At 71.5% G+C, this 21,027-nt stretch carries 20 protein-coding genes; 15 read left to right on the plus strand and 5 right to left on the minus strand.

What is annotated here, in order from left to right:
• Positions 1–77 precede the first annotated feature (77 nt).
• Genes ISP_RS24300 through mptB form a run of 4 tightly spaced genes read left to right on the plus strand, consistent with a single transcriptional unit; the run spans position 78 to position 5,263 of the window.
• A complete protein-coding gene (locus ISP_RS24300) occupies positions 78–1,079 on the plus strand; it encodes an ABC transporter permease (protein WP_265049920.1) in 1,002 nt (333 codons plus the stop codon).
• Positions 1,076–1,972 (plus strand): ABC transporter permease, encoded by an 897-nt coding sequence (locus ISP_RS24305; RefSeq protein ID WP_013226494.1) that lies wholly within the window; start codon positions 1,076–1,078, stop codon positions 1,970–1,972. Before ISP_RS24300 ends, ISP_RS24305 begins: the two co-directional genes overlap by 4 nt.
• Entirely contained in the window at positions 1,969–3,714 is a 1,746-nt protein-coding gene (gene nikE / locus ISP_RS24310; RefSeq protein ID WP_013226495.1) for a nickel ABC transporter ATP-binding protein NikE, read from the plus strand. Before ISP_RS24305 ends, nikE begins: the two co-directional genes overlap by 4 nt.
• A 13-nt stretch (positions 3,715–3,727) precedes the next feature.
• A complete protein-coding gene (gene mptB, locus ISP_RS24315; protein ID WP_013226496.1) occupies positions 3,728–5,263 on the plus strand; it encodes a polyprenol phosphomannose-dependent alpha 1,6 mannosyltransferase MptB in 1,536 nt (511 codons plus the stop codon).
• Positions 5,264–5,475: 212 nt separating this feature from the next.
• Here the strand turns inward: mptB and ISP_RS24320 are convergent, their stop codons facing one another.
• Genes ISP_RS24320 through ISP_RS24330 form a run of 3 tightly spaced genes read right to left on the minus strand, consistent with a single transcriptional unit; the run spans position 5,476 to position 8,680 of the window.
• The gene (locus tag ISP_RS24320; RefSeq protein WP_013226497.1) at positions 5,476–5,877 is read right to left on the minus strand and encodes a TIGR03668 family PPOX class F420-dependent oxidoreductase; all 402 of its coding nucleotides are present in this window, start codon (positions 5,875–5,877) and stop codon (positions 5,476–5,478) included.
• Positions 5,874–6,773 (minus strand): S66 peptidase family protein, encoded by a 900-nt coding sequence (locus ISP_RS24325; RefSeq protein ID WP_013226498.1) that lies wholly within the window; start codon positions 6,771–6,773, stop codon positions 5,874–5,876. Before ISP_RS24325 ends, ISP_RS24320 begins: the two co-directional genes overlap by 4 nt.
• Positions 6,770–8,680: a prolyl oligopeptidase family serine peptidase gene (locus ISP_RS24330; protein ID WP_013226499.1), complete on the minus strand. Its 1,911-nt coding sequence runs from the start codon at positions 8,678–8,680 to the stop codon at positions 6,770–6,772. Before ISP_RS24330 ends, ISP_RS24325 begins: the two co-directional genes overlap by 4 nt.
• A 77-nt stretch (positions 8,681–8,757) precedes the next feature.
• Here ISP_RS24330 and ISP_RS24335 point away from each other — a divergent pair, with 77 nt between their 5' ends.
• The 10 genes from ISP_RS24335 (at position 8,758) to ISP_RS24380 (ending at position 17,459) form a co-directional block, all read left to right on the plus strand.
• Positions 8,758–9,336 carry a DUF3090 domain-containing protein gene (locus ISP_RS24335; protein WP_013226500.1) on the plus strand — a complete coding sequence of 193 codons (579 nt, stop codon included), beginning with the start codon at positions 8,758–8,760 and terminating at the stop codon, positions 9,334–9,336.
• 2 nt (positions 9,337–9,338) lie between these two features.
• Positions 9,339–10,136: an SCO1664 family protein gene (locus tag ISP_RS24340; RefSeq protein ID WP_013226501.1), complete on the plus strand. Its 798-nt coding sequence runs from the start codon at positions 9,339–9,341 to the stop codon at positions 10,134–10,136.
• Positions 10,121–11,038 carry an aminoglycoside phosphotransferase family protein gene (locus tag ISP_RS24345; RefSeq protein ID WP_013226502.1) on the plus strand — a complete coding sequence of 306 codons (918 nt, stop codon included), beginning with the start codon at positions 10,121–10,123 and terminating at the stop codon, positions 11,036–11,038. The genes ISP_RS24340 and ISP_RS24345 overlap by 16 nt, the downstream gene beginning before the upstream one ends.
• Positions 11,039–11,088: 50 nt before the next feature.
• A complete protein-coding gene (locus tag ISP_RS24350; RefSeq protein WP_013226503.1) occupies positions 11,089–11,901 on the plus strand; it encodes a DUF3097 domain-containing protein in 813 nt (270 codons plus the stop codon).
• Between the two features lie 84 nt (positions 11,902–11,985).
• Entirely contained in the window at positions 11,986–12,420 is a 435-nt protein-coding gene (locus ISP_RS24355) for an NfeD family protein (RefSeq protein ID WP_013226504.1), read from the plus strand.
• Complete coding sequence (locus ISP_RS24360; RefSeq protein ID WP_013226505.1) at positions 12,417–12,902, plus strand: SPFH domain-containing protein; 486 nt, start codon at positions 12,417–12,419, stop codon at positions 12,900–12,902. The genes ISP_RS24355 and ISP_RS24360 overlap by 4 nt, the downstream gene beginning before the upstream one ends.
• A gap of 88 nt (positions 12,903–12,990) precedes the next feature.
• On the plus strand, positions 12,991–14,340 hold the full coding sequence (locus ISP_RS24365; RefSeq protein ID WP_230468946.1) for an SPFH domain-containing protein: 1,350 nt from the start codon (positions 12,991–12,993) through the stop codon (positions 14,338–14,340).
• A 359-nt stretch (positions 14,341–14,699) separates the two neighbouring features.
• A complete protein-coding gene (locus tag ISP_RS24370; RefSeq protein WP_013226507.1) occupies positions 14,700–16,241 on the plus strand; it encodes an adenosine deaminase family protein in 1,542 nt (513 codons plus the stop codon).
• A gap of 31 nt (positions 16,242–16,272) precedes the next feature.
• Positions 16,273–16,944, plus strand: coding sequence for a hypothetical protein (locus ISP_RS24375; RefSeq protein WP_013226508.1), 672 nt, complete (start codon positions 16,273–16,275; stop codon positions 16,942–16,944).
• A complete protein-coding gene (locus ISP_RS24380) occupies positions 16,941–17,459 on the plus strand; it encodes a CAP family protein (protein WP_230468327.1) in 519 nt (172 codons plus the stop codon). Before ISP_RS24375 ends, ISP_RS24380 begins: the two co-directional genes overlap by 4 nt.
• 43 nt (positions 17,460–17,502) lie before the next feature.
• Here the strand turns inward: ISP_RS24380 and ISP_RS24385 are convergent, their stop codons facing one another.
• Positions 17,503–18,642: a mechanosensitive ion channel family protein gene (locus tag ISP_RS24385; protein WP_013226510.1), complete on the minus strand. Its 1,140-nt coding sequence runs from the start codon at positions 18,640–18,642 to the stop codon at positions 17,503–17,505.
• A 168-nt stretch (positions 18,643–18,810) separates the two neighbouring features.
• Entirely contained in the window at positions 18,811–20,148 is a 1,338-nt protein-coding gene (locus ISP_RS24390; protein WP_013226511.1) for an MFS transporter, read from the minus strand.
• Between the two features lie 251 nt (positions 20,149–20,399).
• On the opposite strand from ISP_RS24390, the gene ISP_RS24395 reads away from it, so the two are divergent.
• On the plus strand, positions 20,400–21,023 hold the full coding sequence (locus ISP_RS24395) for an acyl-CoA-like ligand-binding transcription factor (RefSeq protein WP_013226512.1): 624 nt from the start codon (positions 20,400–20,402) through the stop codon (positions 21,021–21,023).
• Positions 21,024–21,027 lie beyond the last annotated feature (4 nt).

Below are 21,027 nucleotides of genomic sequence, written 5' to 3' on the forward strand. Positions count from 1 at the left end.
GGGCAAGCTGGCGCGCCCGCCGCGCCACGACGCCGGCGGCCGGCGCGCAGCACCGCCCCAACCCGGCCCCGGCGGGGGTGGCCGGCCACCCCGCGCCCCACCGCGGCGGCACCGGCACGGCCCGGTTCGTGCTCAAGAAGCTCCTCGAAGCACTGATCAGCGTCGTGCTGGTGATCGTGCTGTTCTTCTTCCTCTTCCGGCTGCTGCCCGGCGACCCGGCCGCCACCATGACCCGCGACCACCCCACCAGCCCGCAGCAGATCGCCGAACTGCGCGAAAAGATGGGCGTCGACAAGCCCGTCCTCGTCCAGTTCCGCAATTACTTCCGGGACCTGCTGCACGGCAACCTCGGCGAATCCCGGCTGCTCAACAACGGCCGCCCGGTCGCGGACATGATCGGCGAACGGCTCTGGCCGACCATCCTGCTCGTCGGCAGCGCCACCCTGCTCGCCGTCCTCCTCGGGCTGTGGCTGGGCATCCGCGCCGCCTGGCGCCGCGACAGCTTCTTCGACCGCAGCCAGACCGGGCTCGCGCTGACCCTGTGGTCGGTCCCGCAGTTCTGGCTCGGCCTGATGCTGCTCGTGGTGACGGGCGGCCTGTTCCCCAGCCGCGGCATGCACTCCCCGGACGCCGCCCCCGACTTCCTCTCCCAGACCCTCGACGTCCTGCACCACCTGGTGCTGCCGTGCGTGACGCTGCTGGCGGTGTTCTACGCCCAGTACATGCTGATCATGCGGTCGTCGCTGCTGGGGGAGATGGACGCCGACTACCTCACCACCGCCCGCGCCAAGGGCCTGCGCGACGACCTCGTCCGCCGCCGCCACGCCGTCCCCAACGCCCTGCTGCCGACCACCACGCTGGTGTTCATGCAGTTCGGCCAGGTCGTCGCCGGTGCGGTCACCGTCGAGGCCGTGTTCAGCTGGCCCGGGCTCGGGCAGCTCACCTACGACGCGCTGCACGGCCCCGACCTGCCGGTGCTGCAGGGCGTGTTCACCGTGCTGGCGAGCGCGGTGGTGCTGATGAACCTGCTCGCGGAACTGCTCTACCGCGTGCTCGACCCGAGGGTGCGTACCTCATGACCACCGCCGAGACGCCCCGGCAGATCGCCTGGAGCCGCCGCCGCGCGGCGCTGAGGAAGACCTGGCGCGAGTTCTCCGGCCAGCGGGCCGCGCTCGCCGGGCTCGTCCTGCTCGGCGCCACCGTGCTCGTCGCCCTGCTCCTGCCGCTGGTCAGCGACGAGAGCGGCCTCGACGTCACCAAGGCCACCGGGGCACCGCTGTCCCCGCCGAACGCCGACTTCTGGCTCGGCACCGACAACTTCGGCCGCTCGGTGCTGCTGCTGACCGTCTGGGGCAGCCGGATCTCCCTGCTCGTCGGGTTCTCCGCCGCCCTGCTCTCGGTCGTGATCGGCACCCTCATCGGCATCACCGCCGCCCACTTCGGCGGCTGGGTGTCGGCGACGCTGCTGCGGTTCACCGACTTCTTCCTGGTCCTGCCCTCGCTGATCCTCGCGATCGCGCTCTCGGCGGTGCTGCCCAGGGGCGTCGGCACGATCATCGTCGCCATCGGCCTCACCGCCTGGCCCAGCACCGCCCGGCTCGTCCGGGCCCAGACGCTGACCATCGAGAGCCGCCCCTACATCGAGCGCGCCCACGCTCTCGGCGGCGGCCACCGGCACATCATCGGCCGGCACGTCCTGCCCGGCGTGATGCCGCTGGTGCTGGCCAACACCACCCTCGTCGTCGGCAACGCCGTCATCGCCGACGCGACGCTGTCGTTCCTCGGCGTCGGCGACCCCAACTCCATCACCTGGGGCCTGGTGCTGGAAAACGCGCTCAACAACGGCGCCATCAGCCGCGGCGCCTGGTGGAACGTGCTCCCGCCGGGTATCGCCATCGTCCTCGTCGTCCTCTTCTTCACCCTGGTCGGCCGGGGCCTGGAGACCGTGTTCAACCCGAGGTTGAAGAAGTGACCACCCCGCTGCTGCAGCTCACCGACCTGACCGTCACCTACGCGGTGGGGGACTCCGCCGTCCCCGCCGTCCGCGGCGTCGGCCTCACCCTCGACCCCGGCGGCACCCTCGGCGTCGCCGGCGAGTCCGGCTCGGGCAAGTCCACCGTCGCGATGAGCGTGCTGCGCCTCCTGCCGCGCACCGCCAAGATCACCGGCGAGATCCTCCTCGACGGCGAAGACGTCACCACCATGAAGTGGGGACGGCTGCGCGCGGTCCGCTGGGCCGAGGCGTCGGTGGTGTTCCAGGGCGCCATGCACGCGCTCAACCCCGTCCGCAGGATCGGCGAGCAGATCGCCGAACCGCTGCGGCTGCACCCGCCCGCGGGCAAGGCGCTCACCGACACCGAGGTCGAGGCCCGCGTCGCCGAACTGCTCACCCAGGTCGACCTGCCCCCGAGCCGGGCCGGGGCCTACCCCCACGAGCTGTCCGGCGGGCAGAAGCAGCGCGTCATGATCGCCATGGCGCTGGCCTGCTCACCCCGGCTGATCATCGCCGATGAGCCGACCACCGCCCTCGACGTCATCGTCCAGGCCCAGGTCCTCGCCCTGCTCACCAAGCTGGTCGCCGAGCAGCACATCGGGCTGATCATGATCAGCCACGACCTGTCCGTGCTCGCCGCCACCTGCCAACGCATCGCCGTCATGTACGACGGGCAGATCGTCGAAGAAGGCCCTAGCGCCGAGGTGATGGGCTCGCCCCGCCACGACCACACCCGCGCCCTGGCCGCGGCGTTCCCGACCGTCGGCGACCCGGTGTCCCGCTTCGCCCCGGCCACCAGCACCCCGCTGCCACCCGAACCGGCGGACCGCGCCCCCACCGGCGAGCCGCTGCTGGCCGCCGAAAACCTGCGCGTGTCCTTCCGCGACCGCACCGGTAAGCGCATCGACGCCGTCGCCGGCGTCGACCTCACGGTGTCCCGCGACGAGATCGTCGCCCTGGTCGGCCAGTCCGGCTCCGGCAAGACCACGCTCGCCCGCACCCTGCTGGGCCTGCAGAAACCCGACTCCGGCGTGGTCCGCTACGCCGGGAAGCCCGTCCCGGCAGGCGGGGCCGGGCTCAAGGCCTACCGCCGTCGGGTCCAGCTCGTCCTGCAGGACCCGACGAGTGCGCTCAACCCGGCCCACACCGTCTACGAGGCCGTCGCCGAGGGCCCCCGGATCCACCAGCTCCCCGACGAGCGGGCCGTCGTCCACCGGGCCTTGGAAGCCGCCGAGCTGCGGCCCGCCGGGAAGTACGCCGACCGGCTCCCGCACCAGCTCTCCGGCGGCCAGCGCCAGCGCGTCGTCATCGCCGGGGCACTGGCGCTCGAACCGTCGGTGGTGGTGGCCGACGAACCGGTCGCCTCCCTCGACGCGTCCGTCCGCGGCGAGATCCTCGGACTGCTGCTGCGGCTGCGCCGCGAACTCGGCCTCGCCGCCCTGGTGATCACCCACGACCTCGGCCTGGCCTGGAACATCGCCGACCGCGTCGCCGTGATGTACCGCGGCGAGCTCGTCGAAACCGGCACCGTCGAACAGGTCCTGCTCGATCCACAGCACGAGTACACGAAGTCCCTGCTGGCCGCCCTGCCCGGCGGCACCCTCCAGCACCGCGACGCAGTGACTCCGGGGCTTCGCCCCGAGCCGGGGGCTCCGCCACCCGGAGCCCCCGAAAGGACCTTGACTGATACTGCGGGAACTCCGCACGAGCGCGGTGTGTAATCTCCGAACGGAAATGGCGACCACCACCGACCCCGCACAGACGCCCTCGACCGGCCTGGCCGAGCGGCTCCGCGTGCCCTCGCGATTCCCCTACCGCACGATCGCGATGGGCACCGTCGGCAGCACCCTGCTGATGATCGCCGCCCTCGGCGCCGGCGGCATCCTGATCTCCGACCCCGTGCTCGGCCACGGCCCGCTCTCGTGGGTCCGCTACGGCCACGGGCGCATGCTCGCCAACGCCGTCCTCTACACCGGCTTCGGCATGGTCGTCTGGGCGTGGGTCCGCCTCGGCCGCTACGTCCTCGCCGGCCGCATCGGCAGCCGCCCGATCCTGGTCGCCGCCGGCTGCTGGATGGCGCCGCTGCTGGTGTCGCCGCCGCTGTTCACCCGCGACGTCTTCTCCTACCTCGGCCAGGGCGCCCAGCTGCTCTACGGGCGCGACCCGTACGCCAACGGCCCCGCCGAGCTCGACGTGCTGCCGAACGTCGTGCAGAACGTCCACCCGCTCTGGCAGACCACCCCGGCCCCGTACGGCCCGCTGTTCCTGCTGATCTCCAAGGGCGTGGTCGCCACCACCGGCGACAACATGATCCTCGGCGTCATCCTCATGCGCGTCGTGCTGCTGGCCGGCCTGGCCGGGACGCTCTGGGCACTGCCGCGGCTGGTCAAGCACCTCGGCGGCAAGCTCCCGGTCGCGCTGTGGCTCGCGGTGGCCAGCCCGATGATGGTCATCCACCTCTTCGGCGGCCCGCACAACGACCTGATGATGCTCGCGTTCCTCACCATCGGCGTCCTCGCCGCCCTCGAGCGCAAGCACGCCCTCGCGGTCGTCCTGGTCACGATCGGCATGCTGATCAAACCCACCGCGGCGATCGCGCTGCCGTTCATCGTCTGGATGTGGGCCAACCACCTCACGGGCGAGTCGAAGGTCCGCAACTTCCTGCGCGCCGGCGCGGCCTCGGTGGGCCTGTTCCTACCGGTGTTCGTGGCGGGCACGTGGATCTCGCTGGGTTCGCTCAACCTCGGCTGGTGGTCCGGGCTCAAGGCCCCGCAGCTCATCGCGAACTGGCTCAACATCCCCACCGGCATCGGCGAGGTGTTCTACAACCTGGTCCACCTGATCGTGGACGTCCAGGTCTCGCCGTTCGTGACGGTCGCCCGCGCGGCGGGCATGCTCCTGCTGATCGGCATCGGCATCCGGCAGTGGTGGCTCGCCCGCGACGGCGGCACGGAGGCGGTCTACCGGGCCGGGATCTCGCTCCTGGCCGTGGCGATCCTCATGCCGCCGACCCTGCCGTGGTACCTGACCTGGGGTTTCGTGCTGCTGTCGGCGTTCAAGTGGCAGCCCCGGCACTTGGCGCTGGTGGTGGCGGTGTCGGTGTTCGTGACGCTGGTGTACTACCCGACGGGCGAGCAGGCCCTCTACGACTGGTGGTTCATCGCCCTGGTCGTGGTGGCCAGCCTCTACTCGGCGGCGTCCCTGCTGCGCCCGGACCCGCTGGGCATCATCGACGCCTGGCGCCGCCCGGAGAAGTTCCTCCGCGACTAGAGCTCCCGATAGTAGACCGTCAGCGGCAGCGCGGTTCGGTCGCGACGCCGCCCCGACGGTGCCCGGCGCCGACGGCGAGGTGGCTGATCGTGGCGTTCCGCGTCGACGCTCCAGGCGACGTACGCACCGATGTCGCCGCCGAAGTCTCCGACCGCGACGTGACGAAAGTTCGCCGGATCGTGCAACCGCGGGACCTCGCCGCGGTAGTCCTCTTAGCTCCCGGCCCAGCCGCTCCACGTGTGCACGTCCGTCACGACCACCGCGTGCTCCGGCGGCCGCTGCGCGTACTGCTCGTACTTGGCCACCAGCCACGCCACCGGCTCGGCGCCCGGCGGCTCCACCCGCGCCACCCCGTCCGCCCGCGCCCACCACAGCCGCGACCAGTCCTCGGCGTAACCGTCGGCGAGAAAGCACACCGCGGGGTTCGACTCGATGTTGCGCAGCCGCCGCAACGCCGTCGTCGACTTCGGCTTGTGGTCCACCGCGAACACCACCACGTCGCCTCGCACCGCGAACGTCACCGGCACCAGGTGCGGCACCCCGTCGGCCGACACCGTCGCCAGCCGCGCCACCCGTGCCGCGGTGAACCGGTCCCGCGCCTCTTCCGGCGTCATGACAACGCGGGGGAGTCGAACGTCAGCGTCCCCAGGTCCGCGTCCAACGTCACCGGCACCCCCAGCGGCAACGTCGGCGACGACGCCACGTGCCCGAACCCGAACTCCTCCACCAGCGGCACCCCCAACGGCCCCAGCCGGTCCAGCACCAGCGCCCGCACGTCCGCCGGAGCCCCGCACGCCGCCCACGAACCCAGCACGATCCCGCGCACCCCGGAGAACCAGCCGCTGCGCAGCAGCTGCGTCAGCATCCGGTCCAGCCGGTACACGCCCTCCGTCACGTCCTCCAGCAGCACGATCGCGTCCCGCGCCGACCCGTGCTCCCGTGTCCCGATCCCCGCCGCCAGCAGCGACAGGTTCCCACCCGTCAACACCCCCGACGCCCGGCCCGGCACCAGCGCCGAACCGCCGCGCACCACCGTGGTCCGCTCCGGTTCGAACAGCGACCGCCGCAGGTGCTCGACCGCGAAGTCGTCGAACAGCACGCTCGCCGGCATCGGGGAGAACAAAGTGGACAGTCCGAGGTGGACGTCCACCGCCCGGTGCAACGCCGTGATGTCCGACGACCCGGCCAGCACCTTCGGGCCCGCCGCCCGCAGCGCCGCCCAGTCCACCAGGTCCAGCATCCGCTGCACGCCGTACCCGCCGCGCGCCGCCAGCACGCACCGCACCCCGGGATCCAGCCACGCCTCGGTGAACTCCGCTGCCCGCGCCGCGTCCGAACCGGACAGGTACGGCGGCGAGCCCGGCTCGGCCCGCACGCACGGCCCGACCCGCACCTCGACGCCCCAGCCGCGCAGCACCGGCAGCGCCTTCTCCAGCAGGTCCGCCGGCACCGGTCCGGCCGGCGCCACCAGAGCCAGCGTGTCGCCGGCCCGCAGCCGCGGCGGCCTCACCGCGACAGCTCCAGCCGCGCCACGCCCGGCGTCTCGAAGCCGAACACCTGACCGTAGAACGACAACTCCGCCTCCAGGGCTGCCACGATCGTCGCCGCCTGCCGGAACCCGTGCTGCTCCCCGGCGAAGCGCTGGTAGGCGTACGGGATCCCGCGCCCGGCCAGCCGGGCCACGAACCGGTCGGCCTGCTCCGGCGGGCAGATCCGGTCCTCCAGCCCCTGCTGGAACAGCACCGCCCCGGCCAGCCGCCCGACGTTCGCCAGCGGGGACCGTTCGACGTACCGCTGCCGCTCGTCCGGCAGCGGCCCGACGAGCCCGTCCAGGTAGCGCGACTCGAAGTCGTGCGTGTCGGCGACCCACCCGGCCAGGTCCAGCACCGGGTACATCACCGTCCCCGCCCGGTAGGTCTTCGTCGTCGTCAGCGCCGCGGCCGCGGTGAACCCGCCCGCGCTGCCGCCCCGGATCCCCACCCGCTCACCGTCGGCCAGCCCGGCCGCCACCAGCGCCTCGGCCACCGCGACGCAGTCGGCGACGTCCACCACCCCCCACTGCTCCCGCAGCCGCTCGCGGTAGGCGCGGCCGTACCCCGTCGACCCGCCGTAGTTCACCGCCGCCACGCCGATGCCGCGGCTGGTGAAGTACGCGATCTCGAGGTCGAGCACGGGGAAGCGCTGCCCGGTCGGGCCGCCGTGGACGTCCACCAGCAGCGGCGGCAGTTCCCCGTCGGGTGCGGCACACTCCGGGTTCCGCGGCGGGTACAGCACCACCGGCACGGTCTCGCCGTCGGCCGTGCTGAACACCCGCTCCTGCGGCACCGGCAGGAACGCCGAGGACAGCTCCGGCTGCGGCGTCAGGTCCGTCACCGTGCCGTCGAGGGAAACCCGCACGACCGCAGCCTCACGCGACGGACCGCCCGCGACGCCCACGACCGTGTCGCCGGACACCGCGAGTCCCGTCGAAGACCACGCCGTCAGCTCGTCGGCCACCGGCGCCACGGTGCCGTCCGCTTCGTCGAGCACCGCCAGCCGGCCCGAGGACAGCACGGCGTGCCGCCCGCCGCCCAGCGGCGCGAACCACCGCGACCCCGTCTTCCACAGCGGCCCGCCCAGCTCCCGCTCCACCGGCGCGAGGTTCACCACCGACCCGTCCAGGCCGATCCGGTGCAGGTTCCACCAGCCACCGGGGTCCATGAGCGCCAGCAGCGTCGCCGGCGTCTCCCACTCGACCTGGCACACCGAGACGTCCGCGCCGCCGGCCAGCACCCGGTGCGGCCCGAACGTGCCGTCCGCGGCCACCTCGGACACGCACAGCTCGGTGCCGTCCCACGGCATCAGCGGGTGGTCCCAGCCGAACCAGGCCGCGTGCCGCCCGTCCGGCGACAGCTTCGGCACGGTCAGGAACCGGTGGCTCGCGGCCAGGACCCGCTCGCCGCCACCGTCCACGGCGATCGCGACGAGGTCCCGCTCGACGTCGGCGGGACGCGGCCCGGTGCCGCGCTCGCGGACCGCCCACACCTCGCCCGGCCGCCCGGCCCGCAGATCGCCGTAGCGGACGCCCTGCGGCTGCGCGGGGGACGGCGTGAGCGCCACCACGCCGATTTCGCTCTGCGCGTACACGCGCTGATCGGCCCAGTGCGTGAACACCACGGACCCCCCGGCGGCCGCCCACGGCCGCCCGCCGTACTCGTGCAGCCGGTTGCGGACGTTCCACGGAGCCGGCAGCACGTCCTCGGTGCCACCCGGCACCGCCCGGACCAGCGCGACCCGGCCCTGCTCAGCCGGTCGCGCCTCGGCCCACCACACCTCGTTCCCGACGACGTCGAGCCACTGCGGGCCGCCACCGGCGGCGGCCACTTCGGCGGCGGTGATGGGCGACGACCAGGTTCCGTACGGGGAGATCCGAGACACCCCCCGAGGCTAGCGGCCCGCGAACGGTGGGGCGGCGGATGCCGATCATGCGCCGGTGGCCTAGGGTCGTCAGTGCTATGTCTCGCGTAATCCACGTCTTCCGCCAGCCGGATCGGTTCGTCGCCGGCACCGTCGGCGAGCCCGGCGATCGCACGTTCTACCTCCAGGCGTCGGAGGACGTGCGCACCATCAGCGTCACCATCGAAAAACAGCAGGTCGTCGTCCTCGCGGAACGCCTGAGCTCGCTGCTGGAGGAGGTGGCCAGCCGGTTCGGGGCCGACGTGCCCGACGACGCCCCCGAGGACCTCGTCGACCTCGACCCGCTCACGGTGCCGGTCGAGGAGGAGTTCCGCGTCGGCACCATGGGCCTGGGCTGGGACGCCGACAGCAGCGCGGTCGTCATCGAGCTGCTCGCCATCACCGAGGGCGAGGTCGACGAAACGGTCGTGCTCGACGACACCGAGGAGGGCCCGGACGCCGTCCGCGTCTTCCTCAGCCCGGCCGCCGCGCGCGCCTTCGCCGAACGGGCCGACCGCGTCGTCAACGCCGGCCGCAAGCCGTGCCCGCTGTGCGCGGAGCCGCTCGACCCCACCGGGCACATCTGCCCCCGGCAGAACGGCTACCGGCGCGAAACCGACGCGGGCGAAGAAGACTGACCATGGCGACTGCCCCCGCCGACCCCGCGTCCCGCGAACTCGTCACCCACGGCCGCATCGACGTCGAAGGCCGGCTGGTCGACGCCTCCAACGTCACGCTCTTCTGCGCCATCGAGCTCGACGGCGTCACCGGCCGGGTCGTCTACAAGCCGGTGTCGGGGGAGCGGCCGCTGTGGGACTTCCCCGACGGCACCCTGGCCGGGCGCGAGGTCGCCACCGCGATCATCGCCGACGCCGCCGGCATCGGCGCGATCCCGCCGACCGTGCTGCGCGACGGCCCGTTCGGCCCCGGCATGGTCCAGCTGTGGGTCGAAACCACCGAAGACGACCTGGTGGAAGTCCTGCCGCCCGACGACGTCCCCGACGGCTGGCGCCCGGTGCTGCACGCCCACGACCGGCTCGGCGAACCCGCGGTGCTCGCCCACGCGAACCACCCCGGGCTGCGCGACCTCGCCGTGCTCGACATCGTGGTGAACAACACCGACCGCAAGGGCGGGCACCTCCTGCCCGGCGTCGACGGCCACGTCTACGGCGTCGACCACGGCATCTGCCTGCACACCGACCCCAAGCTGCGGACCGTCCTGTGGGGCTGGATCGGCGAGCCGCTGCCGCCGGACACCGTCGAGAAACTGCGCAAGCTGCGCTCGGAGCTCGACGGCGGCCTCGGCACGACCCTCGCCGAACACATCACCAAGTTCGAGATCCGGGCTTTGGCCGAGCGCACCGACGTGCTGCTCGCCGAGGGCATCTTCCCCGAACCGGGTGACGACTGGCGCGCCATCCCGTGGCCCCTCTTCTGATCGACGCCCCGGCCCGCGCCCGGCTCGTCGACCGCTTCGGCGCGGAACTGGCCGAGCCGTGGTGCGACGCCCTCCCGGACCTCGTCGCCCGCCTGACCGCCCGGTGGGGGCTGACCGTCCGCGAAGCCCGGCCCGGCAACACCGGCCGCACCCTGCTGTGCACCGGCCCCGGCGGCGACCTGCGGGTCCTCAAGCTGACCCCGGACCCCGAAGTCGCCCGGCTGGAGTTCACCGGGCTGCGCGCCTGGGCCGGCTGCTCCCGCGTCGTCCAAGTCCTGGACGCCGACCTCGCCGCGAACGCGATCCTGCTCGAAGGCCTCGTCCCGGGCACCGAGCTGGCCGGTCACGACATCCCGTGGGCGCAGCTCGGCGAGCTGCTCGACCAGCTGCACTCTGTTGTTCGAAGCGGGGTTGACCCACGCGGGGCCGAGCCCCGTGGCGAGTTCCGGCGGCTGGCCGAGGGCATCGAGTTCATCTTCGACCTCTCCGAACGCCGTCGTCGCGAGTCCGCGGCCGCCGGGCTGATGCCCGCCGGCGTGCTGGCCAAGGGCCGTGCGCGCGCCCTGGAACTGGCCACCAGCGGGCCGGTCACGCTCATCCACGGCGACCTGCACCCGGCCAACGTCCTCGACGCCGGACCGGAGCGCGGCATCGTGGCCATCGACCCGCGTCCCGGCCTCGGCGACCCGTCCCTCGACGCCGTCGACTTCGTCTTCGTCCCGATGGCCGCCGGCGGCACCCTCGACGACGGCATCGCCGCGCTCGCCCCGCACGTGACCGGTTTCGACGCCGAACGCGTCCGCGCCTGGTGCGTGGCGATGGCCCCGCTGGTCGCCCTGGCCCCGCTGCGCCGCGGCGAGCGCACGCCGTTCACCGACGCGGTCCTGGAACTGGCCCGCTGACGGCGTGGCATGACCCGCCCGGGCACCTGGCGGCACTAGGTTCCCTGGTCGTGCGCTCCCACTCCTATGACGACGTGCTCGCCGGCCGGCGCCGCAAGAAGGTGCCGGAGGTTCCCGCCGAGCGCGGTCTCGTGGTCGAAGACCCGGCCAGCGGCTACTGCGGCGCGGTGGTGAAGATCGAATACGGAAACGTCGTGCTCGAGGACGCCAAGGGCCGCCACCGCGTCTTCCCGCTCGTCCCCGCCGGGTTCCTCCTCGAAGGCAAACCGGTCACGCTGGTGCAGGTCAAGACGGTGAATACACCGGTCAAGCAGGTCTCGGCGTCCGGGTCGGTGAAGGTGCAGGGCCTGCAGGCCCGCGTCGCCCGCGACTCGCGCATCTGGGTCGAAGGCAAGCACGACGCCGAGCTCGTCGAACGTGTCTGGGGCCACGACCTGCGCGTCGAAGGCGTCGTCGTCGAACCCCTGGACGGCGTCGACGTGCTCGCCGACCGCATCGCCGAATTCGGCACCGGCCCCGGCCGCCGCCTCGGCGTCCTGGTCGACCACCTCGTGCCCGGCAGCAAGGAGTCGCGGCTGGTCGAGGCCGTCCACGACGAGAACGTGCTGGTCACCGGCCACCCCTACATCGACGTCTGGGAAGCCGTGCGGCCCGAGGCCGTCGGGATCCGGGCCTGGCCGAAGATCCCGCGCGGCATCGAGTGGAAGCAGGGGATCTGCGACGCCCTCGGCTGGGGGCAACCTTTCGAAGGCTGGCAGCGTGTCCTGAGCGGGGTGAGCAGTTTCCGCGACCTCGAGACCCCGCTCATCGGGGCCGTGGAACGGCTCATCGATTTCGTCACCGAGCCGACAGAAGAGGGCTGAATGTCCGAATTGCCCAAGGTCACGCGTGGGTTACGGCCCATCACTGCGCCGGTGCGAACCGGCGCGATCTGAGAGCATGAAGCCATGTCCTGGGCTCTGGTCTGGTTGATCGTCGGCATCGCCCTGGTGATCGCCGAAGTCGTCTCCGGCGACTTCGTGCTGGTCATGCTGGGGGTCGCCGCGCTGTTCGGCGCCGGTGCCGAGGTCCTCACGGGGAATCCGGTCATCGACGTCGCCGTGTTCGCCGTCGCCTCCGTCGGCATGCTCCTGCTGGTCCGGCCCGCCCTCAAGCGGCGCCTGCTGTCCGGGCCGGCCCACCACACCGGCATCGACGCGCTGATCGGCGCCCGCGCCGTCGTCGTGTCCACAGTGGACGCCGAAGCGGGGCGGGTGAAGCTGGCCGGCGACGTCTGGTCGGCCCGCAGCCTGGGGGAGCACCTCCCGCCGATCGCCCCCGGCACCCCGGTCACGGTCGTCGAGATCTCCGGCGCCACCGCCGTCGTGTCGGCCGAGCCGTGAGCCTGGGACTCGTCATCGTCGGCGAAGGCCACGCCGCGGTGATCGAACGCGGCGGGCGGTTCCGCACCGTGCTCGGCCCCGGCCGCCACTTCGTGGTCCCGTTCGCCGACTCCGTCCGCGCCCGCTTCGACCTCGGCGACCAGATCCTCTCCGCCCCGCCGCGCCCGGTCGAGGCCGGCGACGGGCCGGAGGTCCTCATCGGATTCGAGGTCGTCTTCGCGGTGACCGACCCACGCCTGGCCACCTACGAAATCGCCAACCCGGCGATCGCGATCGAGCAGCTCGCCCGCACCGCGCTGCGGCAGGAAGCCGGCCTGACCACGGCCGAGCGCGCCGTCACCGCGCCCGGGGACCTGCACCGTACAGTGTGGACGGTCCTGCACGACACCACCGGCCGCTGGGGCATCACCACGAAGGAGCTCGAGCTCGAGGTGAGCCCGCCCGCACCCACAACGCCGTCAACCGCGCAAGAATGGTACTAGGTAAGGGGAAAGTCTCTTGACCGGATTCGCGATCGGCTTGGTCGTCGCCTTGGTCTTGCTCGTGATCATCACGATAGCCAAGGCGGTCATGGTGGTGCCGCAGGCGCAGTCGGCCGTGATCGAGCGGCTCGGCCGGTTCCGCACGGTCGCCTCGCCCGGCCTCAACATCCTCGTGCCGTTCCTGGACAAGGTGCGCGCCCGGATCGACCTGCGCGAGCAGGTCGTCTCGTTCCCGCCGCAGCCGGTCATCACCGAGGACAACCTGACGGTGTCGATCGACACGGTCGTGTACTTCCAGGTCACCGACTCGCGCGCCGCGGTGTACGAAATCTCCAACTACATCGTCGGTGTCGAGCAGCTGACCACCACCACGCTGCGCAACGTGGTCGGTGGCATGAGCCTCGAGCAGACCCTGACCTCCCGTGACTCGATCAACACCCAGCTGCGCGGCGTGCTGGACGAAGCCACCGGCCGGTGGGGCATCCGCGTCAGCCGCGTCGAGCTGAAGGCGATCGACCCGCCGCCCTCCATCCAGGACTCGATGGAGAAGCAGATGCGCGCGGACCGCGAAAAGCGCGCCATGATCCTCACCGCGGAAGGGCAGCGGGAGTCCGCCATCAAGACCGCGGAAGGCCAGAAGCAGAGCCAGATCCTCTCCGCCGAAGGTGCCCGCCAGGCGACCATCCTCGCCGCCGAGGCCGAGCGGCAGTCCCGCATCCTGCGCGCCCAGGGTGAGCGGGCCGCGCGGTACCTGCAGGCGCAGGGCCAGGCGAAGGCGATCGAGAAGGTGTTCGCCGCGATCAAGGCCGGCCGCCCGACCCCCGAGGTGCTGGCCTACCAGTACCTGCAGACGCTGCCGCAGATGGCGCAGGGCGACGCGAACAAGGTCTGGATGATCCCCAGCGACTACGGCAAGGCCCTCGAAGGCTTCGCCCGCGCGCTCGGCGCCCCTGGCGACGACGGTGTGTTCCGGTACGAGCCGCCGAAGGAAGACGACGTCCCGGCCAAGCCCGACCTCGAGGACGAAGAGGTCTCCAGCTGGTTCGAAACCAAGAGCGACCCGAAGGTCGCCGAGGCCGTCGCGGCCGCGGAAGCGGTGGCGCGCAAGGAGGTCCCGGCCATCGGGGCGCCCTCCTCGCCACCCGCCCGGCCCTCGATCCCGCGCCCGGCCCAGCAGCAGCAACTGGAGGCCGACGAGGACCGCGGCACGGAGGTCGCGCCCGCGCCGCAGCAGCCGTCGACACCCAAGGGGGGCCAGCCCGCCCTGCCGCAGCCCCAGGCCCCGGCCGGCCCGCCGCCGGGCGGCCAGTACCAGGGCCCGCCGCCGCAGGCCCCGCCGCCGGGCCAGTTCGGCGGCGGCCCGCAGCAGAACCCGGGCACCGGGCCGTTCCCCCAGCAACCCCCGTTCGGCGGCCCCCAGGGCGGCCCGCGCCGCTGACCGATGGCTCGTGAAGGCCACGTTGAGGAACTCGACCTTCCTCTACGTGGCCTTCACGTCATCCTGGGCATGGAGCCCCGCGTGAAGGGTGGGTCGCCGAACTGGCCGAACTGGTCCGGTAAACGGGTCAAATTGATGACAAACCGCGCCAGTAAAAATCTTGCATACCGTCGCACGCATCGTACTCCATGGTCTGAATGGCGCAATTTCCCGCAAATTTCCCTTGATGGGGAAACGGATGGGCCTGCTCCGGCGACCTTCGACCTTGGATGCCCGGGGAATCCGGTGCGCAGGCGCTCATTTCTCGCCGGCGCGGGGCTGACCGGTTCGATCAATCGTGCTGATCGGAAAGGAACGTCATGCGCAAACTGCGGGCCGGGTTGTCGCTCGCCACCGCCGGGTTCCTGAGCCTGATGATCTCGGGGGTGGTCGTCCCGTCCGCGCAAGCGGATCCGGGTGCCGAGGCGGGCGCTGAGCGCTATCTCGACTCCGTCCGGCACGACCCGGCCCGGTTGCGGTCCTTCATGCTGGACCTGCCCAAGGGCGGCGACCTGCACAGTCACCTGTCCGGGGCGGCGTCCACGGAGCTGCTGATCTCCCTGGCCGTCCGGGACGGGCTGTGCATCCACACCACCACGTTCGTCGCAGCGGCCGGGCCGTGTGGTGCCGGGCAGCGTCCCGCCGCGGACACCTCGTCGGATCCTGCTTTCCGCCGTGCCGTGCTGATGGCGTGGTCGATGGAGGGCTTCCAGCCGGGGCAGGGAGAATCCGGGCACGACCACTTCTTCGCCACCTTCGGCAAGTTCGGTGCGGTCACCGGTGCGCACCGGCTCGACATGCTCGCCGACGTGCTGGACCGGGCCGGACGGCAGAACGAGCAGTACCTGGAAACGATGCTGACCCGGCAGGGCGGGCCGCTGTTCGACCTGTCACAGCACATCACCTTCACCGACGACTTCGCCGCGATGCGGGCGCAGGTGCTGGCCGGTGGCACCATGGCGGGCATCACGGCCGCCGCGACCACGGAGATGGACACCGACGCCACGCGGCTGCGGTCACTGCTCGGCTGCGCCACCCCGGCCGCGTCGCCGGGGTGCGGTGTGACCCCGCGGTACATCCAGCAGGTCAACCGGAACAACCCACCCAACGTGGTGTTCACGTACATGGTGTCGGCCTTCGAGCTCGCTGCGGCCGACCACCGCACGGTGGCGGTGAACCTGGTCTCGCCGGAGGAAGGCGAGGTCTCCCTCCGCGACTACCGGCTGCACATGCGGATGCTGGACTACCTGCGTGGCGTCTACCGCACCGGGCACATCACCCTGCACGCCGGCGAACTCGTTCCCGGCCTGGTCAAGCCGGAGGAGCTGACCTACCACATCCGGGAAGCCGTGCTCACCGGCCGGGCGGAGCGGATCGGGCACGGCGCGGACGTGCTCGGCGAGGACGACTGGCCGCAGCTGCTGCGCACGATGGCCGACCGGCACGTGATGGTGGAGATCAACCTCAGCAGCAACGAGCAGATCCTCGGGCTCTCCGGCCGGGACCACCCGTTCCCGAGCTACCGCGCGTTCCGGGTACCGGTCACCCTCTCCACCGACGACGAGGGCGTCTCCCGCATCGACCTCACCCACGAGTACCAGCGCGCCGCCACCGGCTACCGCCTGCGCTACCGCGACCTGAAAACCCTGGCCCGCACCAGCCTCGACCACGCCTTCCTCGACGGCGCGTCACTGTGGCGCAGCCCGGACACCTTCGTGCCGGCCACACCGTGCGCCCGTGACCGGTTGGGCGCACCCCACCCCGGCCCGGCCTGCCGGACGTTCCTCGCCGGCAGTCCGAAAGCGAGCGTGCAATGGCAGCAGGAAGCCGAGTTCACCGCGTTCGAGCACCGCTACCGCTGAGTCCGGCACGACGTCGGGAAAGGAAGTCCGTATGTCTTCATGGCGGCGTTGCATCCCGGTTCTGTTCCTGCTCCTGGCTTCCGCAGGCTTCGCACCACCCGCCCGCGCGGCGGAGGCGGCCCACCACGTGGTGTCCATCGCGCAGGCACGCACCCTGCCGCCGGGCACGGTGGTCACCGTCGACGGTGTGGCGACAACCCCCTCGGGTGCGTTCGAGTCCAGCTTCTTCGACAAGGGTTTCGGACTGCAGGAGCGCAGCGCCGGTATCTACGTCAGCGTCGCGGTGGACCTGGGTATCGCTCCCCGCACCCGGGTCCGGGTGACCGGCACGCTGCGCGACAGCTCCGGGTTGCTCATCCTCGTGGTCGACGACCCGGCCGCCGTCGTGCACGGCAACGGACCCGCCGTCCGGCCGCGGCCGCTCGCCACCGGTGCCGTCGGCGAGAACTCCGAGGGACAGCTGGTGCGCGTGGTCGCCAAAATCACCCAGGCGCCGGCGCCGGATCTGCCGTACGGGTTCAAGTTCTCCGTCGACGACGGCTCGGGCGAACTCACCATCTTCGTCAACACCCAGACCGGCATCGACCTCACCGGACTCGCCGCCGGCGAAACCGTCGGCGTGACCGGTTTCAGCAGCCAATTCGACACCCACTACGAAATCGACCCACGATTCGCGGCCGACATCACCAGCTGCCATCGATGATCCGCAACGGAAGGGACGACATGAAAACCGGCTACTCCGATCGCACCGATCAAGAATTCCTGACCAGCATGGTGGACAGCATCAACCAGCACCGGGCGAAGCACGGAGTCCCGCCCGTGGTCCTCGACCAGCAGCTCGTCGACTACGCCAAGTCCCGGGCCGAGCACGTCGCGGACAAGGGAGCTCTCGTCCACGACGGGACCGGAGGGTACGGAGAGAACCTCTACTCGTCGAGTTCGTCCGAACCGGTCCAGGGACCGGCCACGGCGGCGAGCGACGCCTGGTACGCCGAAATCAAGTACTACAACTACGAGACGTTCGCCAGCAACGACCCGAAGAAAGCGATCGGACACTTCACCCAGCTCGTCTGGAAGGACAGCACCAAGATCGGTGCGGGTCGCGTGTGCGGCAGCGCGGACAACACCTGGCACGACACCTACATCGCCGTGAACTTCTCCTCGGCCGGAAACATGTCAGGCGCGTACAAGGACAACGTCCTCCCGCCGGCCCAGTGACCGGATGACCGAGCGGCCCGCCGCCGGAACCGACGGCGGGCCGTCACCGGCCGTTGAAGGCGCGTTCCCGGGTCCGGCCGTCGAGGCTGTCGCCGAAGAGGCGGGCGTCGTGGTCGGGTACGTGCTCCGCGGACTTCGGAACGGGAGTCGCCGGCGCCTGCTCCGTGCGCACGCGGGGCAACGCGTACGGATGTGCCCGGCGGACCCACCGCACGAGCTGTTCGCGGACCAGGCAGCGCAGGTCGAACAACGTCGGCGCGTCGGCCGCGCTCACCAGCGCACGAACCCGGATCAGGGTGTTCACCGCGTCGGTCACCTGCAGCACGCTGACCCGGCCGTCCCAGAGGTCGGTGTCACCCAGGATCCGGCGCAGTTCCTCGCGCATCTCCTCCACCGGCACCGACCAGTCCAGATCCAGCTCCACCGTGCCCAGAAGCGCCGCTTCCCGGCGGGTCCAGTTCTCGAACGGCTGGGACATGAAGTAGGAGGTGGGCATCACCAGCCGGCGGTCGTCCCACAGGTGGATCACCAGGTAGGTCAGCGTGATGTCCTCGATGCGGCCCCACTCGTTCTCCACGATCACCACGTCGTCGAGACGGATCGCATCACTGAACGCGATCTGCATCCCGGCGAACACGTTGCCGAGCAGGGACTGCGCGGCCAGCGCCGCCACCGCGCCGATGACCCCGGCCGAGGCGAGCAGGCTGGTGCCCGCAGCCCGCGCCATCGGGAAGGTCATCAGCATCGCGCCGAGCGCGATCAGCGCGACTCCGGCGACGGTGATCCGACGGACCAAGGTGACCTGCGTCTGCAGCCGCCGGGCGTGCCGGTTGTCCGGGACGTCGACCCGCAGCCTCGAAAGCGCGGCCTGCTCGACCGACGTCAGGATCCCGGCAACGAGCCATCCACCGACCCCGATCAACGCCAGCCCGAGCCCGTGGCTCACCGGCCCCTGCCACGGCCCGTCCGGGAGGCCGAAGGCGCCGGCGCTGCGCACCGCGACCACCGCGGCGAACCACAGGAACGGCCGGTGCGCGTGCACCGTCAGCTCGGCCAAGACCGCGGACCGCCGCCCCAGCCGCCGCACCACCCGGCGGAAGAGGTGCTCGGCGACGAGGAATAGCCCGAACGCCGCCGCCGCGACAACGACCGCAGACACCAACCGGCCCCATCCGTCGGACACTCGCCTTCCTCCTTTCGGGCATCTCGTCAGGCGTACCCACCGCGGCCACATCCCGACACGGTGGCTGTTCTCACAGCGCAGGAGCCCGCGCCGGTCGGGCCTCGGCGTGGGCGCAGGCTGGGTGGGCGCGGCTCAGGTGCCGGATGAGCAGGTCGATCTTCCGGCGGTTCAGGTGCGCTGGTAGATGCTCACGTCGTCGATGTCGGCCTTCGAGCGGTCCTTCAGGAAGATCACGCACAACACCGTGACCACCGCGGACAGGACGATGTAGCCGGAGATCGCGTACGGCGTCCCGGTCGTGTGCAGCAGCCACGTCGCCAGCAGCGGCGCCGGCCCGCCCGCGAACACCGACGCCAGCTGGTAGCCGAGCCCCGCGCCGCCGTAGCGCAGGTGCGTCGGGAAGCTTTCGCCGATCAACGCCGCCTGCGGGCCGTATTGGAGTGCGTGCGGGACGAAGGACACCACGACCGCGACGAACACCAGCGCGTGGTTGCCGTGCGCCAGGATGGTGAAGTACGGGAACGCGATCACCCCGGTCAGCACCGCCCCGCACAGGTAGACCCGTTTGCGGCCGAAGGTGTCCGACAGCGACGAGAACAGCGGGATCAGCGCCAGCTCGCACGCCGCGCCGACGAGAACCGCGTTGAGCACGAAGGTCTTGCTGAACTCGTGCCGCGACACGACGTAGATCAGCACGTAGCTGGTGAACAGGTAGAACGGCATCTGCTCGCTGAACCGGACGCCGGCCGAGAGCAGGATTTCCCGCCAGTGGTGCCGGATCGCGTCGAGCACCGGCGTCCGCGCGGTCTGCCGGTTCTCGAGCAGCTTCGCGAACATCGGCGTCTCGAGGATCTTCAGCCGGATCACCAGGCCGACGGCGACGAGCACCAGGCTGAGCAGGAACGGGATCCGCCAGCCCCAGGAGTCGAACGCTTCGGGGGAGAGGGTCGCCGACAGCAGCGTCATCCCGCCGGTGCCCAGCACCAGCCCGACCGGGACGCCGATCTGCGCGAAACTGCCGAGCAGCCCGCGTTTGCGCTGGTCACCCCACTCCATGGCGAGCAGCACCGAGCCACTCCACTCACCGCCGATGGCGATGCCCTGCACCAGCCGCAGCAGCACCAGGATCAGCGGGGCGGCGACCCCGATCGCCGACGTCCCGGGCAGCATCCCGACGACGCCGGAGGAGATGCCCATCAGCAGCAGCGTGACGATCAGCGTCGCCTTCCGCCCGATCCGGTCGCCCCAGTGCCCGAAGATCGCGGCGCCGACCGGCCGCGCGGCGAACCCGACCGCGTAGGTGGCGAACGACTGCATGGCGCCGGCGTAAGCACTCGACGCGGGGAAGAACAGGTGCGGGAAGACCAACGCCGCCGCGGTGTTGTAGAGGAAGAAGTCGTACCACTCGATGGTCGTGCCGACCGCGCTCGCCAGCGCCGCCCGCCGTACCTGCACCTTGCTGCCCGTTGCCACCTTGTGAGTGACGCTGTTGTCGCCCAGAACCATCTCGCAACACCTCCGGTGACCGATGTCACACAACAGTGTGACGCGCGTCGACGGTTTCGGCGATCGATGACGCGTTTCTCGTCCGGTCGGTGCCGGAGCGCCGGAAAATCGAGCGCGCACGGTCGCGAAACGCCTGCCTGCACGGCCGCGAGTTGCGCCGGCGGCGGCGACACTCCTCTCCGGCGTGTCCGCCACCAAACTTGCCAACTAGGCAACTTTGCAGAATCTGCAAAGTTCGGTACCTTGGGGTCATGGACACCGACCGCGCCGGCCTTCGTGATCGCAAGAAGCAGCAAACGCGGATCGCGCTGAGCTGGGCGGCCATCCGGCTGACCGTCGAACGCGGGTACGACAACGTCCGGATCGAAGACATCGCCGCCGAAGCCGGGGTGTCCACCCGGACCTTCAGCAACTACTTCGGCAGCAAGGGCGAAGCCATCGTCGCCCGCCACCACGACCGGGCGCGCGCCATCGCCACCGCCCTGGGCGAACGGCCCGCCGATGAGCCGATCTGGGACGCCATCACCCAGGCCGCGCTCGACGGGTTCGCGCTCGGCGAACCGATCCCCGACGGGCAGGGCGCCACGCCGGCGTGGGTCGAAGGGCTGCGGCTGATGGTCGCCGAGCCCACCCTGCAAGGCGAGTTCCAGAAAGCCGGTGCGGCGGCCGAAACCGAGTTCGCGCTCGCCGTCGCCGAACGCACCGGCACCGACCCCGCCCGGGACGTCTACCCGCGGCTCGTCGCGGGCGTCGTCGTGGCTGCGCTCAACGTTGTCACCCAGCAGTGGCTCATCGCCGAACCGCAGCCGTCGCTGGAAGAGGTCCTGCGGGACGTCTTCGGCCGGCTGGCCGCCGGCCTGCCCGAACCCCGCTAACGCC

The sequence above is a fragment of the Amycolatopsis mediterranei genome (assembly GCF_026017845.1).
Lineage (GTDB): Bacteria > Actinomycetota > Actinomycetes > Mycobacteriales > Pseudonocardiaceae > Amycolatopsis > Amycolatopsis mediterranei.